Genomic DNA, 17,216 nt, shown 5'->3' on the forward strand with positions numbered 1-17,216 from the left:
CATACCGCAACCAGGCGATGGAACGGCTGCTCATCGCACGCGATGCGTTTCACTACAGCGCCGCTGGCTATGCGCTGCTGACCTCGCCGGAAACCGGTCCGGAAATAGCGCGGCATCGCATCCATATCACCGAGTCGGGCTTCACCATTACCCAGGACGATGCCTCACCAGGGCCGGCAGGCAATGGTTACCGTATCCGCTTCAACGCTGCCGTGCAGGCCGGCCTGGCGCGGTCGACGATGGACGCGGCCTATGCGCGCATGCTCTCGGAGAGCGTGGCCGCCACCGGGGATTACGCTACGGCAAAGAACGAGTTTACCCAGTTGCGCGACCAGGACTGGTTCGCCTTCGCGATGCACCTGCGCAACGCCTTCAGCCACAACAACATCTGGAACTTCGGCAAGAGAAGCAAGCTTCCCGTCCGATGGCGCAGCTTTACCATCGACGCTGCAATGGCTGGACTTCCCCTCAATGACTTCCTTCCCTGGTACCACGGACTGCAACTGTGTGCGCAGATGATCCTGTACGTCGAAGGCATCGTCGATTACCGGCAGCAACGCGTCCCCTGTTACACGCAGTCATCCACCTCCGGCGCACCAGATACGCTCAACGCATCACTCCGATAAACCGCAGCCCCACGCCCGGCTCGGTGACGATGTAGTGCGGGTCGGCGGCGTCGTCCTGCAGTTTCTGGCGCAGTTTGCCGACCAGGATGCGCAGGTAGTGGGTGTCTTCTTCGTGGGTGGGGCCCCACACCTCGCGCAGCAACTGCGGCTGGGTGACCACGCGGCCGGCGTGTTTGAGCAGCAGTGCGAGCAAGGCGTATTCCTTGCGGCTCAGCGGCACGGCCTCGCCGTGCAGGGTGACCTCGCGCAGGCCCAGATGGATATGCAACCGGCCGTCGTCGAACACGCTTTCTTCCACCGTACTGCCGGCGCCGGCCTGGCGCAGCAACGAGCGGATGCGGGCCATCAATTCCTGCACGCCGAAGGGTTTGGTGACGTAGTCGTTGGCGCCGGCATCGAGCGCGGCGACCTTTTCGGTTTCGCCGGCGCGCACCGTGAGCATGATCACCGGCACGTTGGACCACTGGCGGATCTCGCGCAGGACTTCATGCCCATCGCGATCGGGCAGGCCGATGTCCAGCACCACCAATTCGGCGCCCTGCCCGGCCAGCAAGGCCAGGCCTTCTTCGCCGGTGCCGGCCTGCAGCACGCGATAGCCCTGTGCACGCAGGCTGATGTCGAGAAAACGACGGATCTGCGGCTCGTCGTCGACGATCAGCACGCGGGCGGGCGGGATGGCGGTGAGGTCAGTCGGCATCGGGGCGAGGTGGCGCGGCGGGAACGAGCAACGGCAGCGTAATGCGGATTGTGGTGCCGTGACCATGCGCGCCTGCCAATGCCTCCACGCTGCCCCCGTGCGCGCCGATCATGCCCTGGCAGATGGCAAGACCCAAGCCGGTGCCGTTGCGCCCGCGGTCACCGCGCTCCACGCTGTAGAACATGTCGAAGATCCGCGCGCGCTCGTCTTCGGGAATGCCCGGCCCCTGGTCGCCGATGTCGATCTGCAGCGCGCCGGCGCGCAGCTGCGCGTGCACGGTCACCGGCACGCCGGCTGGCGAAAATTTCGCCGCATTTTCCAGAACGTTGAAGATGGCCTGTTCCACCAGCGCCGGGTGCACCCAGATCGCCGGCAGGTCGGCGGCCAGGTCCAGTTGCAGGCGCACCTCCGGCTGGTAGCGCTGCAGGCGGCGGGTGGCCGAGCCGATCAATTCATCGACGCCGATCCAGTCGCGATTCAAGGTCAGGCCGGTGTGGCCGAGCCGGGTCATGTCGAGCAGGTTCTGGATGTAGCGATCCAGTCGCTCGCCTTCGAGCTGGATGGTGTCGAGCAGGCTGTGGCGGTCGTGCGCGTCCATCGCATCGCCGTAGCTGGCCAGGCTGCTGGCCGAGCCGATCATCGAGGCCAGCGGCGAGCGCAGATCGTGCGAGACCGACGAGAGCAAGGCAGAACGCAGGCGCTCGGTTTCGCCGCTGACGCGTGCGCCTTCCAGATCGGCGACCAGGCGCGTGCGCAGCGCGGCCTGGCCGATGTCTTCCACCATCGCTTCGGCCAGGCGGCGTTGTTCCAGGCCGGGCCGTTGCAGAGTCTGCCGAAAGCGCAGCGCGGCCACACCCAGCGTGCCGCGCTCGTGGCGCACCGGCAGGCACCACCATTGCGCGCCGGCCAGGGTATCGGTGAAGCGGCCGGCCGGTTGGCCGTGGCGCTGGGTCCAGTCTGCGGCGCTGCGATCGAGCGCACCGAAGCTGGCGGGTGCGTCGCTTTCGCGCTGCTCCAGGCGTAGCCAGACGTCGGCATCCAGCGCAGTGGTCAGCGCGCGACGGCCGGCTTCCAGCACCTGCCCCAGATCGGCGGCGGTGCTGAGCTGGCGGCCCAGCGCCTGCAAGGCGTTGGCATGCGCATTGGCCGCGCGCAAGGCCAGTACCTGGCTGCGCAGGCGCGAGGCCAGCCGGCCGGCGACCAACGCGGCGATCAAGAACATGCACACCGTCACCACGCCCTGGCGCGCGCTGATCTGCAAGGTGAAACGCGGTTCGATGAAGAAGAAGTTGTAGGCGACAAAACTCAGCAATGCGGCAACCACCGCCGCAGCCATGCGTGTGCGCGAGGCCACCAGCACCACCGCGACGATGAACACCATCGACAGGTCGTCGATATCGGTCCAGCGTTGCAGCAACCACGCCACGCCCACCGCACCGGCTGCCGCGATCGCAGCGAACGCCATGTCGTAACGCTGCAGCCATTGGCGCGGGTTGCGCCAGCGTTGGCGCGCACGTGCGCGCGCATCGGCGGAGCTGACGATGACCAATTCGTAATGCGCGCCACGTTGCAGCAATTGCTGGGTCAACGTGCGGTTGAACATGCGCGCCAGCGGGCGCTCGCGGGTGCGCCCCAGCACCAGGGTGGAAATGCCGTTTTGCGAAGCGAAATCCAGCAAGGCATCGGCCACGTTGGTGCCGTGCAGCAGCGCGCTGTCGCCACCGAGACGATGGGCGAGCGCGAATGCGCGATCGATTTCCAGCTGCCAGGCCGCATCGGTCACGGTGCGGGTCTGGACGGTGACCACCGTCCACGGTGCATCGCGCCGCTCCGACAGGCGCCGCGCCACGCGCACCAGATAATCCGAGCTGCCACGGCCATCGATGGCTACCACCACGCGGCGTCGCAACGCAGCGGTGCCAGGCAAGCCGCGCGCGGCCTGGGTATCGCGCAGATCGCTGTCGACGCGATCGGCAGCGGTCTGCATCGCCAGCTCGCGCAACGCGGTGAGGTTGGAAGGCGAGAAAAACGCCTGCAACGCCTGCGTGGCCTGCTCGGGCAGATACACCTTGCCCTGCTGCAGGCGCTCGATCAGTTCGCGTGGCGGCAGGTCCACCAGCACGATGTCGCGCAGGCGGTCGAATACGGCATCGGGCACGGTCTCGGACACGCGCACGCCGGTGATGCGCAGCACGATGTCGTTGAGGCTTTCCAGGTGCTGGATGTTGACCGTGGTGTAGACGTCGATGCCGGCATCGAGCAACTCCACGATGTCTTGCCAGCGCCGCTCATGGCGGCTGCCGGGCACGTTGCGGTGCGCCAGCTCGTCGATCAGGGCCAGCCGCGGTTTGCGTGCCAGCAGTGCATCCAGATCCAGTTCTTCCAGCATGCGGCCCTGGTAACTGACCCGGGCGCGCGGCAGCAGCGGCACGCCTTCCAGCAGCGCCGCGGTTTCGCTGCGCCCGTGCGTCTCCACCACGCCGGCCACCACATCCATGCCCTGGCGCAGGCGCTCGCGCGCCCGCGACAACATGGCGTAGGTCTTGCCGACTCCGGGCGCGGCGCCCAGGAACACCGTCAGCCGCCCACCATGTTCGCGCTGTAATTCGCCGATCAGGGCATCGGCTTGCTGGGTGCGGGCATCGGACATGCGGGAATGGAGAGTCGGGAATTGGGAGTGGGCGAAGCGGGTCCCGGGACCCGGAAGAGCCTACCGCGCAATGCTGCATGATGACTGCGTTTGCAGGTAGTGCGCTTGGCAACAAGCAAATGCGTAATCCTGCAGTTACTGCTTCGGCATTTCCCGGGTCCCCGGTTCCGGGTTCCGGCCCCCGGCCTCATCCAACGCGAGGTTCAAAGCCAACACATTCACCCGCGGCTGCCCAAGCAGCCCGAACTGGGGCGCTTCGGTCGCCGCCTGCACCAGGGCGGCAACGCGTTGTTCGGGCCAGCCGCGTGCGGCGGCCACCCGGCGGATCTGCACCTGGGCGCCGGCCGGGCTCAGGTGCGGGTCCAGGCCGCTGCCGGATTGGGTCAGCAGCTCGCCCGGTACGGCTTCAGGGGCGATGCCGTCGCGTGCGGCCACTTGTGCACGCGTGGCCGCGATACGGGCCAGCAAATCGGGATTGGAGCGGGCCTGGTTGCTGCCGGCCGCGGCGGTGAGGTCGTACTTGGCGGCCGACGGACGCGGCTGGAAATAGCGCGCATCGGTGAACGGCTGGGCCACCAAGGCCGAACCAACCACGCGCGCATCGACGCGCACCAGCGAACCGGTGGCCTGCTCGGAGAACAGCGCACCGGTGATGCCGGTGGCGATCAGCGAGTAGGCCAGGCCCGACCCGAACAAGGTGAACACCGCGAGCATCAGCGAACCGCGCAGAACGCCGCCGTCGCGTAATGGCAAGGAAGAAGACATGGACATGTTTCCGGAAGAAGAAAGGGGCATCACGCGTGGCTCAGGCACCGAGGACGGCCACCAGCGCCAGATCGATCACTTTGATCGCCGCGAACGGCAGCAACACGCCGCCAACGCCGTAGATCAGCATGTTCCGGCGCAGCAGCGCGGTGGCGCTGGAAGGACGAAAACGTACCCCGCGCAACGCCAGCGGAATCAATGCCGGAATAATCAACGCATTGAAGATCAAGGCCGCCAGCACCGCATGACGCGGGCTGGAGAGCTGCATCACGTTGAGCGCTGCCATCGACGGGATGGCGGCTGCAAACAGCGCCGGCAGGATCGCGAAGTACTTGGAAACGTCATTGGCCAGCGAGAAGGTGGTCAACGCGCCACGCGTGATCAGCTGCTGCTTGCCCACTTCCACCACCGCCAGCAACTTGGCCGGATCCGAATCCAGATCCACCATGTTGCCGGCTTCCTTGGCCGCCTGGGTGCCGGAGTTCATTGCCAGGCCCACATCGGCCTGCGCGAGCGCCGGGGCGTCGTTGGTGCCGTCGCCGACCATCGCCACCAGCCGTCCGCCCGTCTGTTCGGCACGGATGCGTGCCAGCTTGTCTTCCGGGCGGGCCTGGGCGATGTAGTCGTCCACGCCGGCTTCGGCAGCGATCGCCGCCGCGGTGAGCGGGTTGTCGCCGGTGATCATCACGGTCTTGATGCCCATCGCACGCAACTGCGCGAATTTTTCCTTGATGCCCTGCTTGACCACGTCGCTCAACTCGACCACACCGAGCACATGACGGCCTTCGGCCACCACCAACGGTGTGGCGCCGCCACGTGCGACCTCCTCGATACGGCCCTGCAATTCCGGCGAGACCGTTGCGCCCTGCGCCTGCACATACGCCACGATCGCATCGCCGGCGCCCTTGCGGATGCTGCGCCCACCGATATCCACGCCGGACATGCGCGTCTGCGCGGTGAACGCGATGAAATGCCCACCCTCGGCTTCCACTGCGACCGCACCTTGCTGACGCGCCAGCTTGACGATGGACTTGCCTTCCGGCGTGGGGTCGGCCAGCGAGGCGAGCATGGCCGCATCGCGCAGTTGCGCACGGTCGACGCCGGCCAGCGGATGGAATGCGGTGGCCTGGCGGTCGCCGTAGGTGATGGTGCCGGTCTTGTCGAGCAGCAGCACATCCACGTCGCCGGCCACTTCCACGGCCTTGCCCGATTTGGCCAGCACATTGGCCGACAGCGCGCGGTTCATGCCGGCGATACCGATCGCCGGCAACAGCCCGCCGATGGTGGTCGGGATCAGGCACACCAGCAACGCGATCAGCAGCAGCGGATCCAGCGTGACGCCAACAAAGCCCGCGATCGCCGGCAACGATGCCACCACGATCAAGAACGTCAGCGTCATCGCGGCCAGCAACAAGGTCAGCGCGATTTCGTTCGGTGTCTTTTGCCGGTTGGCACCTTCCACCAACGCGATCATGCGATCGAGGAAGCTGTGCCCCGGCTCGGCGGTGACCTTGAACACGATCTCGTCGGAGAGCACGCGCGTGCCACCGATCACGCCGCTGCGATCGGTGCCGGCCTCGCGCAGTACCGGTGCCGATTCGCCGGTCACCGCTGCTTCGTTGATGGTGGCCACACCGCGCACGATCTCGCCATCGGCCGGCACGAATTCGCCTTCGGATACCATCACGTAATCGCCCGGACGCAGCTCCGCTGCCGGCACACGCGTTTCGCGGCCACCGAGTGCGGTTTCCACCCTGCGTGCCACCAGGTCCTTGCGCGCACGCCGCAGCGATGCAGCCTGGCCGCGACCGCGCGCTTCGGCGATGGCTTCGGCAAAATTGCCGAACAGCACGGTGACGAACAGGATCGCCGTCACCGCCCAGCCGAAGCCGGCATGCGAATGCCCGCTGGCGGTGATCACCGCCGCCAGCAAGGTACCGCCCATCACCACCGCCATCACCGGGCTGCGCAGCAGATGCCGCGGCGCCAACTTGGCGAACGCCGCACGCATCGCCGCAACCAGCACGGCGGCATCGAACAACGCTGCGTCACCGCGCTCGCGTTTTTCAGTCGTATCGATCGTAGACATTGCTCAAAGCTCTCAGGACGCCGCCAGGGCGAGGTGTTCAGCGATAGGACCCAGCACCAGTGCCGGCATGAACTGCAGCACGGTCAGCACGATCACGATCGCCATCAGGGTCAGCGCAAAGGTGGGCGTTTCGACCTGCAGGCTGCCGGCCGATTCCGGCGCACGCCGCTTGACTGCCATGCGGGCGGCCACCATCAACGGCAGGATCAACGCCGGATACCGTCCCAGCGCCAGCACCGCCGAACAGCTCAGGTTCCACCAGTACGTGGCATCGCCCAGGCCTTCGAAACCCGAGCCGTTGTTGGCGAATGCAGAGGTGTACTCGTAGAACACCTGGCTGATGCCATGGAAGCCGGGGTTGGAATTGGCAGTCAGTGCCGGGACAGCCAGCGCCACTGCGGTAAAGCCCAGCACCACCAGCGGCTGCAGCAGGATCAACAGCGCCAGCAACTGCACTTCGCGCGATTCGATCTTGCGGCCGAACAACTCCGGCGTGCGTCCGGTCATCAAACCGGCCAGAAACACGCTCAGCAACAGATACACCACAAACTGCTGCAGACCACAGCCGATACCGCCCCAGATGGCGTTGATCAACATGTCGACCAGCGTGACCAGGCCACTCAACGGCGCCAACGAATCGTGCATCGCATTGACCGAGCCATTGGAGGTCTGCGTGGTCAACGCCGCCCACAATGCCGAGGCATCGGCACCGATGCGCACTTCCTTGCCTTCCATCAGCGCCGGCGAGTTGGCGCTGGCCGAATGCGCTTCGGACCACAGCAATAGCGCGGTGGACGCGGCCGACATCGTGAGCATCGTGCCGAACACCAATGCCGTCAGGCGCTTGCGCCCGGTCAGGTAGCCGACCATGAACACCACGCTCATCGGCAGCAAGACCAACGCGAGCGTTTCAAGCAGATTGCTCAACGGCGTTGGGTTTTCCAGCGCCACCGAACTATTAGGGCCATACCAGCCACCGCCATTGGTGCCGAGCTGTTTCACCGCCACCATCGCCGCAACCGGGCCCACCGCAATGGTCTGCTTGGGCATGCCCGCGCTGCTATCCAATGGCGTCGCCGTCGCCGCGCCCTGTAATGTCGACGGCACGCCCTGCCAGCCGAGCAGCACGGTCCACAGCAGGCACAGCGGCAACAACACGCGCACGCTGGAGCGAATCACGTCGGCCCAGTAATTGCCGACGTCCGCTTCAGGCAGGGCTTCCAACCCAGACCCGCTGTGCTGGCGCCCCGGACGCGACGGTTCCGGCTCCGAACTCTCCGCCACGGCCGACGTGTCCGGATTCGCTGCAGCAATCGACGCCTGTCTGGCGGCACGCCCACCGAACAATGCGCGCAGCGTTGCAACCGCCAATGCCAAGCCCATCATCGGCGTCACCACCTGCAGGCCGACGATGCCGGTCATCTGCGACAGATACGACAGCTGCGCCTGGCCAGAGTAATGCTGCTGATTGGTGTTGGTGACGAACGACACCATGGTGTGCAGGGCGGTATCCCACCGCATGTTGGGGATGGCATCCGGGTTGAACGGCAGCCATGCCTGGGTCATGAACACCACCCAGGTCAGCAAGCCAACGACAAGGTTGCTGAGCAGAAATGCCATGCTGTATCCGCGCCACGACATGCCCTGCTGCGGACGCGTGCCAAGCAAGGCATACAACGGCCGTTCGATCCAGCCGAACAGCGCATCGCCGCGCATCGGTGCACCGCGCATCACCGCAGCCATATAACGGCCCAGGGGCCACGCCAGCACGATGGCCAGCGCGTACACAAGAAAAGTTTCAGTCATTGAGGCGCACTCGGATCAGAAGTCTTCGGGCCGCAGCACCACGTACAGCAGATACGCAGCAGCAACGAGTACGGCCACGCCGCACAACAGGGACAACCAGCCAGGCATGTCGGTCACTCCCCCGAACGCGCGCACGGCGGCGCGATAAGTGCGATGTGCAACGGCGTAGGAAGCGTGTGCGTGCCAACATGGCAAAGCGCTGCCGCACCGTGCGCGCAGCGCCGATGGAGCAGACAGGTCAAGGGATGCATCGGGATCGTCCACGGCGGAACCGCTCCGCCAACCTGCGCAGTCTCTGCCTGCGCCGCGTAAAGTCGCTATGGATCTGCCGCCGGCGCTGCGTAAAGTCCGCATAAAATGCGCGGGCCAGCGCTGCGCCTCAACCAGATGGCCCGCCGCGCGTTCCGACGGTTGGCTTGCCTGGCTGCGCCGGCTGCAGGCACGCAGATGGCAGCGACGCTGCGAAGTTCCATCTGCTCAAGGGTCGCGCCGGACAGGGGGGCTCCAGGCACGCGCGTCCGCTGCGTGACCAGACCACACTCAATCAAACAGTGCTCACATGTCCATATACCTGCGCGACACAGTCGCAAGCATCATGCTGGCCGTGGCGATCGCGTCGTCGCATCTGGCGATAAGTTCAGCGGCCTGGTTCGGGATCGCAGCAGCCTGCGCACGGACGGCGGCAATGACCGGTATCTGCTCGCTCGGGAAGAGGCTCGCCGCCGCTGCAAGCACATCAAGGCTGCACAGGTAACGCACCGCGGCAGGCTGGTGCGGCAACGCCCCAGCCAACCGCCTCAGCACCGCAGCGCCGCTCTCTGTGCTGTCCAATGCGTGCACGGCGCGCGTCAATTCCCTGAAGGCAGCCTGGCGCACTCCCGGATCGGGCAGTCTGTTCAACAAGGCCACCAGGTGGGTCAAGGCTTCGGCTCCATCGCCGGAACGCGCGAGGTGCTCGGCAAGCTGCGCATACGCTTGCTGGAATCGATGGATCGGCTCCAATCCGACAAGATGCAGGCGTAGGGTCACCTCTGCCAGCAGGCGGGGGCCGGTCTGGAGTGCAGCAGCCTCGGTGATCGCCAGGTTGACTGCCTCCTCGGGCAGATGCCTGATCGCCGATGCCAGCAAATTAAACGGAAGCGCTCCGCCGATGCCTCCGGCAGCGCCACCCTGGGCCGGAGCCACTGCGCCTTGCGGCCCTGGCTCACCATCACCTTGCACGCCCCCTGCATCAGCCTCTGCGACTGCCCCTATGTGGCCAACGTGCGCTGCTCCGGCAGCAGCCTGCAGCGCTTGCCGGCGCGTGGCAATCAAACTGGGCAAGATTGCATGGAACGCGAGCGCGCGCAGGTCCTCGGGCAAGCATCCCAGGTCATCCGTCAAGCGCGCCACCACGCGAAATGCCATATTCCCGGAATGGCGGGTGGCGTGATTCAACACCGCGGTAAACGCCTCAAATCGCTGCGCCTGCGGCAATGATGGAATCCGCGCTGCAAGCCTTCCGTATCCGCGCAATATCTGCTCGCTGCGATCCTCATCGTCCGGATAGGGGAAATGCGCCACTTCGTCCAGGGCGACACGCATGCTTTCTGCAGTATGGACGTCCCCGAACTCCAAGCTCGGGTCATAGCGCGGCCTCGCTGTCAGGAACGCTCGCACATCCCTGGTGTCTTCCGCCATCTGCCGCGAGACGCTGCCCAGGCGCACGAGGCTGCGCGGTCCACACCGCTGCGCAATCTCGCGGCGTAGATCATTCGGCAGCGCAGATAGCCCGTCGAACGTCTCGGCACGCCGGGGTGGCACTGTGCTTGAGTCGACGACTCCTTGACTCGCCGAAGCCTGCGACGTCTCCTGCGTTTGGCTGGTTGACGCCACAGCGTGCGGCAGACCGGTTCGGGTGATCGGCATCTCGGGTCTCCTGCGGTGTGCCGCAGCAGCGGCATCGAGTTAGGCTTCGTGCGTACTTTCCCGAAAGCGACCTCTTGTCCGCGCGCACAGCCAGAAATCGCGTTCGCCTGGGCGAACGCGACGTGACCGATGCAGATGCGGGTTCGGCGGATGGCACGCCACCCGCCGCTGTTCGCCAGTCTCGCGGCGGACGATCTGGGACGATGCAGATACGGCGTGCTGCCCTACCGAAGCGGCACGTTCAACACGGAGGGCGCTGCAACTGGCGAGGTGAATGTCACCGTGCCACCGCCCTCGCTGGCATCGGTGTAGCGCGCGTCGCGGGTGTCGATCACCAACACCAGTCGCTGCCCTGCGGGAATCTCGGTTGCCGCCGCCTGCAGTGGCCAGTCCAGCGTGACTGCGCGCCCCGGCGTGGCGTTGCGCAACGAATACGGCGCATGCGTGATCAGTTGCGCAACGCCCAAGCCATCCATGCGGTACAGATACGCGAACAGACTCACCTTCGATTGACTGGGCACCACTGTCACGCGTAGCGACGGGCTACCGGCCAGGCGCCGGGTGCTGGTCGATGGCGAGCCGACCCACACGGCGGCACCGGCGCGGTTGACCAGCGGAATCGAGGTGCTCACCGGCAGGCCGATGCCTTGCAGCAAACCGCTGACCAGCACCACCCCGGAATCGGCCACGGTCGGCACGTCGGTGGCGATGCGCGATTGCCACCCGCTGAACGTCCCGCCGGTCAATCCACCGGTGGGGGTCAGCAAGCTGGCTGGTGCGGACAGACCCAGCTGCGTGGTTGCCTGTTGCACCGATGCCCAGTCCGGATAGTCCAGCCATTGCCCGGCACGTGGCGACAGCCGCACCGGTGCTTCGGCATCTACGCCATTACGCACCTGCTTGAGATGGCGATCGAACCAGCGCGTGGTCGCGGTATAGATCTCATTCGGCAATCCCAATGCACCAGGCAGCTCTGCGGTGGCGTGATCGCCCTGGCTGAGCAGCAGTTGTTTGGGGCCACGCAACTGGTTGAAGAACGCGATGGTCTGGTTCGGCGGAAACAGGCCGTCGTTGAAGGCATTACCCAACAAGACCGCGGTCCCACGCGCGTTGAGCGCTGCCACATCGGTCGCAGGGCTGCGCGAGGCGGCCTGCGGCAGGAAGCCCTGCACCGCGCCATCGTAATCGCCTTGCGCCACGCGTGTGCCGATCTGCGCCAGATCCGGGCCGGCCCGGCCGGTGAGTGCGCCCGCACCCACCAGCAGGCCGACGCCCTGCTGGCTGACGGTGCGATTGGAATACAGCGCCGCTTCGAGATCGGCCCAACCGCTGAGCGCAGCCACCGCCTTGATCCGCGGGTCGCGCTCGGCCGCCAGCAGGCTGATGCCCGCACCGTACGAAATGCCCGACGCACCGATCGCATTCGGATTGGCCGGCGTATGCGCCAACGCCCAGTCGATCACCGCGCTGACGTCTTCCACCGTGTCCGGCCCGGCGATATCGATCTGCCCGGCCGAATCCCAGAATCCACGCGAGGTATAGCTGACCACCACGTAGCCGTCGCTGGCCAGTTGGGTGGCGCGCCCCAAATATTCCAGATTGGGCAACGACCAGCTGGCCGGCATCACGATCAGCGGAAACGGCCCGGCGCCCTGCCCTTGCGGCACCAACACCAATGCGCCCATCTGGGCACCGTCCCAGCCGGGAATGCGTTCATAGGTCTTGCTGAAGGCGCCTGCCACGGCCGACGCCGATGCCAACAGCAACGCCAGTGCGGCGATGCTCCCGATCCAACGCTTGCTCATGCTGCTGTCTCCCACGCGAGGCCAGGCCGGGATGGCCCAGCGGCAACTGCGATGCATCCGTGGTTCGGGGGAGAACGGGGCGAACGTACCAGACGGTACGGTATGGCTCAAGGGCCGGGATTCGGGATTCGTTGCTTGCGCAAGCGGGAGCGGCCGGGCAAACCGGTTCGCTGCCTTCTCCCGCTCGCGGGAGAAGGTGCCCGGAGGGCGGATGAGGGCTGGCAGCACCCGTTGTTTCCAATGCGCTCCACCCAACTTCGCAGCAGGCGCCACCGCCGCCTCCGCTACGGCACCCAACGATCAGCGCAGCAGCATCGTCTCAGCGCAGCGCATCGGCACTGCCCGCATCCACTGCACGCTCCAACCCCACGCCTCAGCCGACGAAATGCTGGTAGCCGCGCTGCGGTGGGTGCCAGGGGTTGCCCTCGGCGTCGTGTACCACCACGCCGGGCGTGGCGACAATCTGGCCGATGCGCGTTGCAGCCACCGTTGCAAATTCCATTGCCTGCGCCACGGCATCGCGATGCTGCGGCGCGGCGGTGAAACACAACTCGTAATCGTCGCCACCGCCGAGTTGCCAGCCCAGGCACTGCACCACGTCGATTCCGGCACTGCGCGGCATCGCCGGCAAGGCCGCGAGCACCAGGTGCGCACCCACGCCGCTGCGTTCGCATAGATGCCCCAGATCGGCCAGTAGCCCGTCGGAGATGTCCACGCAGGCATGCGCAAGCCCGCGCAGGCGCAGCCCCGCCTGCACGCGGGGCTGCGGACGCAGCAGGCGGCCGCGCCAGCGCTCGTGCAGCGGGTCGGCCGCCGCGCAGGTCACGTCCAACTGGCCGGCCTGCCACAACGCCAACGCGGCGGCGGCTTCACCCGGCGCGCCGGTCACCCACACATCATCGCCAACGCGCGCACCATCGCGCCGCAGCGCGGCGCCCGGCGGCAGGCTGCCGATCGCAGTCACCGCGCACGACAACGGCCCGCGCGTGGTGTCGCCACCGACCAGCACAATGTCGTGTGCATCAGCCAGCGCGAAGAAGCCATCGGCAAAGCCATCCACCCATGCCGCATCGTCGTGCGGCAACGACAACGACAAGGTGCACCAACGCGGTTGCGCGCCCATCGCCGCCAGATCGGAGAGATTGACCGCCAGCGTCTTCCAGCCTAGATCGTCAGCGCGCGTCTCGTGCGGAAAATGCACGCCTGCATTGAGCGTATCGGCAGTGATCGCCAACTGTTCACCGGCCGGCGGCTGCAGCAACGCCGCATCGTCGCCAATGCCCAGCGGCACATCGGCGCGCGCTGCAATGCGCGCACGCAGACGGGCAATTAGATCGAATTCGGGCATGGCGACGGGAATCGGGAAAAGGGAGTCGGGAATCGCAAAAGCGCCTCAGTGAGGTATCGGAAACGGTGCTCTTACGATTGCCTATTCCCGACTCCCCAGTTCCCGCGGCGCTCAGGCGCCGCTGGCGCCCGACTCCACCTTGCGCCACTCCACCGCGGCGCGGTCCAGCACCCCGTTGACGTAGGTGTGGCCGTGCTCGGAGCCGAAGCGCTTGGCGGTTTCGATCGCTTCGTTGATCACCACGCGGTACGGCACATCCTGGCGGTACAGCAATTCGTAGGCGGCCAGGCGCAGCACGGCGCGCTCGATCGCATCGACCTCTTCCACGCTGCGATCCAGGTACGGCGTCAGCGCGGTATCCAGCTCGGCACGGTTGCTCAGCACGCCTTCAACCAGGTTCTCGAAGTACGCCAGATCGGCCACTTCGTGCGCCTGCTCGTGCGCGAACTGGGCGATCACCTGCTTGGCGAAGCCGCCGGAGATCTGCCAGGCATAGACCGCCTGCAAGGCGCGCCGACGTGCGCGCGAGCGCAGCACCGGGTCGATGCCGTCGCGACGGCCGTGGCGCGAATGCCCACCGGGCTTGCTCATGGCAACAACTCCATCAAATTCACCAGTTCCAGCGCTGCAAGCGCGCATTCCTCGCCCTTATTGCCGTGGCTGCCGCCGGCACGGGCTTCGGCATCTTCCACGCGTTCGACCGCCAGCACGCCATTGAGCACCGGCACGCCGGTCTGCAGCTGCACGCTCATCAGGCCTTCGGCACACAGGTCGGCCACGTGCTCGTAGTGGCGGGTATCGCCACGGATCACGCAGCCCAGCGCGATGATCGCGCCGTGCTGGCCGGACTGCGCCACGCGATTGGCGGCGATCGGGATCTCCCAGGCGCCCGGCACGCGGATCACGTCGATGGCGTCTTCGCCGATACCGTTGCCGGCCAGGCTCTGGCGCGCGCCGGCAACCAGCACGTCGGTGATGCGGGCATTCCAGCGGCTGGCGATGATCGCAAAGCGCGCGGTGGTGGGGCGAAGATCGCCTTCGTAGTGGGTCATGCGGGTCGGCAACTCGAGGGGGCGGGAAGTTTAACAGCTGCCGGGCCCAGGCCTGGCCGACGCGTGTGGGCCGGGTCGGCCAAAGCAGACCCGGCCATGCGTTTCAGCAACACAGGGCGTGGCAAATGGCCCACTGCGCAAACGGCCGGGGGCAGGCCACGGCTGGAACCGGTAGCCGGCCCCGGGCCACTTCAGCGCCGCCACACGCAGCGCGCAGCTGACAGCCGCGCGCCGTCAGCTAACTGACAGTCCAGACCAACGGGACCGGCCAAGTGAGCTCGCAGCCATCTCAGGGAACGGCAGACGGCGGCACCGAGCGTACGCCTTCACCGGGGTGGCATTCCAGATACTCAACCACCTCCAGCCCGAACCCGGCCAACCCCACCTGGCGCCGAGGGGTGCCCAGCACGCGCAACTTGCCCAGGCCGAGGTCGGCCAGGATCTGGGCGCCGGCGCCGTTGCGCCGCCACTGACTCACGTCCTTGGCATTGGCGGCCGCTTCGGGCTGCTGGCGCAGCCGTGCCAGCAGCGATTCGCTGTCGCGTGGCGCCGACAGCACCACCATCACGCCCTGCCCTTCGGCGGCGATCGCGCGCAAGGCGTCGGTGGCTGCCACGCCGAAGTCATCGCGCTGCCAGTGCAGCAGGTCGGCCAGCGGGTTTTCCACCTGCACGCGTACCAGCGTCGGCGTCTGCGGATCGGCGCGACCGCGCACCAGCGCAAAGTGCAGGTCGTGCGCGATGCGGTCGCGGTAGGTCACCAGCTTGAACGGACCGAATTCGGTGGTGATCTGCCGCTCGTCCACGCGCTCGACGGTGTGCTCATTGGCAAGCCGATATGCGATCAGGTCGGCGATCGAGCCCATCTTCAGGCCATGCTCGCGCGCGAAAACTTCCAATTGCGGGCGGCGCGCCATGCTGCCGTCCGGGTTGAGCACTTCCACCAGCACACCGGCCGGTTCCAGCCCGGCCAGCATCGGCAGGTCGCTGGCCGCTTCGGTGTGGCCGGCACGGGTCAGCACGCCACCGGGCTGGGAGATCAACGGGAAAATATGCCCGGGCTGGCTCAGATCCTGGGGCCGGGCATCCGGGCGTACGGCGGTACGCACGGTGTGCGCGCGGTCATAGGCCGAAATGCCGGTGGTCACCCCTTCGGCCGCTTCGATGCTGACAGTGAAGTTGGTCTGGAACTGCGCGGTGTTGTTGCGCACCATCGGCGCCAGACCCAGCTGCGCGCAGCGCTCGCGGGTCAGCGACAGGCACACCAGCCCGCGCGCGTGGGTGACCATGAAGTTGATGTCAGACGGCTTCACCAACTCGGCGGCCATGATCAGATCGCCTTCGTTTTCGCGGTCTTCGTCATCGACGATGACCACCATGCGCCCGGCGCGCAGTTCTTCGATCAGTTCCGGAACGGGTGCGAAATTCATGCTGCCCCCCGCGTGCCGAGCAGGCGTTCCACATAGCGCGCCACCAGATCGATTTCCAGGTTCACCGCCGCACCGACCGCAGTCTGCGCAAACGCGGTGTGGGCCACGGTATGCGGAATCAAGGCGACCTCGAAGCCGTCTTCGTCTACGTCATTGACGGTGAGGCTCACGCCGTCCACGCAGATCGAGCCCTTCTTAGCCACATAGCGCAACACCGACGCCGACGCAGCAAACCGCCAACGCTGCGCACGTGCATCGTCATGGACCGACTGCACCTGGCCCAGGCCATCCACATGTCCGCTGACCAGGTGCCCGCCAAGCCGGTCGGTAGGCCGCATCGCGCGTTCCAGATTGAGCAGTGCGCCCTCTGGCAACGCGCCCAGGGTGGTCAGCGACAGCGTTTCGGTCGAGGCATCGGCCTGAAAACTGGCCGCGTCGAATGCGATCACGGTCAGGCACACGCCATTGACCGCGATGCTTTCGCCCAACTGGACCGCTTCGAACGGCAGCGTGCCGGTGGCGAAGGTGAAGCGCACATCGCCGCCCTGCGGCTGACGCGCGGCCAGTTGGCCGACGCCTTCAATGATGCCGGTGAACATCAGCGTGCCCCCGCTTGCAGCAGCACGGCTGCCGTGATGGAGCGCTGGAAGGCCGCGGCACAGCGCGGCTGGTGGTGCATGGACATTAGTCGTTTCTCGCAGGAGTTGAGCGAAAAACGCCGCAAGGCAAAGCAAACAGGCGCGCGCGCAGCCGCAAGGCCGCGCGTTGGCCGTCTTCTTTCATCCGGACTATACCGTCGGCTCCGGCATCGGACCGGATCTGCTGACCTTGCCCGGCAGGCGTTTGGCGTTGATCCGCTCAACCCTGGAGTGCAAGCGCTCGCGGGCTCGCACGCTTGCGCATGCCTACCGCCGGTGGGGAATCGCACCCCGCCCTGAAGACGTTCGTGAGTACCGGCGAACCGGTGCGCAAAGTTTAACAGGGCACATCGACGCAATGGCCGAGCGTGGGCCAAGGCTGGCAGGACACTGCGTCATGTCG

The 17,216-nt window shown here is 66.5% G+C and carries 14 protein-coding genes and 1 riboswitch; of the genes, 1 reads left to right on the forward strand and 13 read right to left on the reverse strand.

Annotated elements, in window-relative coordinates:
* The first annotated feature begins 17 nt into the window (after positions 1-17).
* Positions 18-626, forward strand: coding sequence for a hypothetical protein (locus AC1POX_RS18130; protein WP_046932260.1), 609 nt, complete (start codon positions 18-20; stop codon positions 624-626).
* On the opposite strand, the gene AC1POX_RS18135 is transcribed toward AC1POX_RS18130, so the two are convergent.
* The 13 genes from AC1POX_RS18135 to AC1POX_RS18195 form a co-directional block, all read right to left on the reverse strand.
* The gene (locus AC1POX_RS18135) at positions 607-1,323 is read right to left on the reverse strand and encodes a response regulator (RefSeq protein WP_008571514.1); all 717 of its coding nucleotides are present in this window, start codon (positions 1,321-1,323) and stop codon (positions 607-609) included. The two genes, AC1POX_RS18130 and AC1POX_RS18135, sit on opposite strands and share 20 nt — an antisense overlap.
* Complete coding sequence (locus tag AC1POX_RS18140) at positions 1,313-3,973, reverse strand: sensor histidine kinase (RefSeq protein WP_008571515.1); 2,661 nt, start codon at positions 3,971-3,973, stop codon at positions 1,313-1,315. Before AC1POX_RS18140 ends, AC1POX_RS18135 begins: the two co-directional genes overlap by 11 nt.
* Positions 3,974-4,108: 135 nt before the next feature.
* A complete protein-coding gene (gene kdpC / locus AC1POX_RS18145) occupies positions 4,109-4,738 on the reverse strand; it encodes a potassium-transporting ATPase subunit KdpC (RefSeq protein ID WP_372165228.1) in 630 nt (209 codons plus the stop codon).
* Positions 4,739-4,778: 40 nt separating this feature from the next.
* Positions 4,779-6,827: a potassium-transporting ATPase subunit KdpB gene (gene kdpB / locus AC1POX_RS18150; protein ID WP_071117895.1), complete on the reverse strand. Its 2,049-nt coding sequence runs from the start codon at positions 6,825-6,827 to the stop codon at positions 4,779-4,781.
* A gap of 12 nt (positions 6,828-6,839) precedes the next feature.
* Positions 6,840-8,633 carry a potassium-transporting ATPase subunit KdpA gene (gene kdpA / locus AC1POX_RS18155; protein WP_209261687.1) on the reverse strand — a complete coding sequence of 598 codons (1,794 nt, stop codon included), beginning with the start codon at positions 8,631-8,633 and terminating at the stop codon, positions 6,840-6,842.
* Between the two features lie 15 nt (positions 8,634-8,648).
* Positions 8,649-8,741, reverse strand: coding sequence for a potassium-transporting ATPase subunit F (locus tag AC1POX_RS18160; protein ID WP_005910961.1), 93 nt, complete (start codon positions 8,739-8,741; stop codon positions 8,649-8,651).
* A gap of 447 nt (positions 8,742-9,188) precedes the next feature.
* Complete coding sequence (gene xopI, locus AC1POX_RS18165; protein WP_372356445.1) at positions 9,189-10,541, reverse strand: type III secretion system effector F-box protein XopI; 1,353 nt, start codon at positions 10,539-10,541, stop codon at positions 9,189-9,191.
* 224 nt (positions 10,542-10,765) lie between these two features.
* Entirely contained in the window at positions 10,766-12,346 is a 1,581-nt protein-coding gene (locus tag AC1POX_RS18170) for a CocE/NonD family hydrolase (protein ID WP_372356446.1), read from the reverse strand.
* A 373-nt stretch (positions 12,347-12,719) separates the two neighbouring features.
* Complete coding sequence (thiL, locus tag AC1POX_RS18175) at positions 12,720-13,694, reverse strand: thiamine-phosphate kinase (RefSeq protein ID WP_031421072.1); 975 nt, start codon at positions 13,692-13,694, stop codon at positions 12,720-12,722.
* A 111-nt stretch (positions 13,695-13,805) separates the two neighbouring features.
* Entirely contained in the window at positions 13,806-14,285 is a 480-nt protein-coding gene (nusB, locus tag AC1POX_RS18180) for a transcription antitermination factor NusB (RefSeq protein WP_003490336.1), read from the reverse strand.
* Positions 14,282-14,746, reverse strand: a complete 465-nt coding sequence (ribH, locus tag AC1POX_RS18185) for a 6,7-dimethyl-8-ribityllumazine synthase (RefSeq protein ID WP_003490334.1) — start codon at positions 14,744-14,746, stop codon at positions 14,282-14,284. Before ribH ends, nusB begins: the two co-directional genes overlap by 4 nt.
* Before the next feature lie 289 nt (positions 14,747-15,035).
* Entirely contained in the window at positions 15,036-16,175 is a 1,140-nt protein-coding gene (ribB, locus tag AC1POX_RS18190) for a 3,4-dihydroxy-2-butanone-4-phosphate synthase (protein WP_011346403.1), read from the reverse strand.
* Complete coding sequence (locus AC1POX_RS18195; RefSeq protein ID WP_372356447.1) at positions 16,172-16,774, reverse strand: riboflavin synthase; 603 nt, start codon at positions 16,772-16,774, stop codon at positions 16,172-16,174. The genes ribB and AC1POX_RS18195 overlap by 4 nt, the downstream gene beginning before the upstream one ends.
* Before the next feature lie 168 nt (positions 16,775-16,942).
* A riboswitch (FMN riboswitch) is annotated at positions 16,943-17,121 on the reverse strand.
* Between the last annotated feature and the right edge of the window lie 95 nt (positions 17,122-17,216).

The sequence above is a fragment of the Xanthomonas sp. NCPPB 3442 genome (assembly GCF_056725145.1).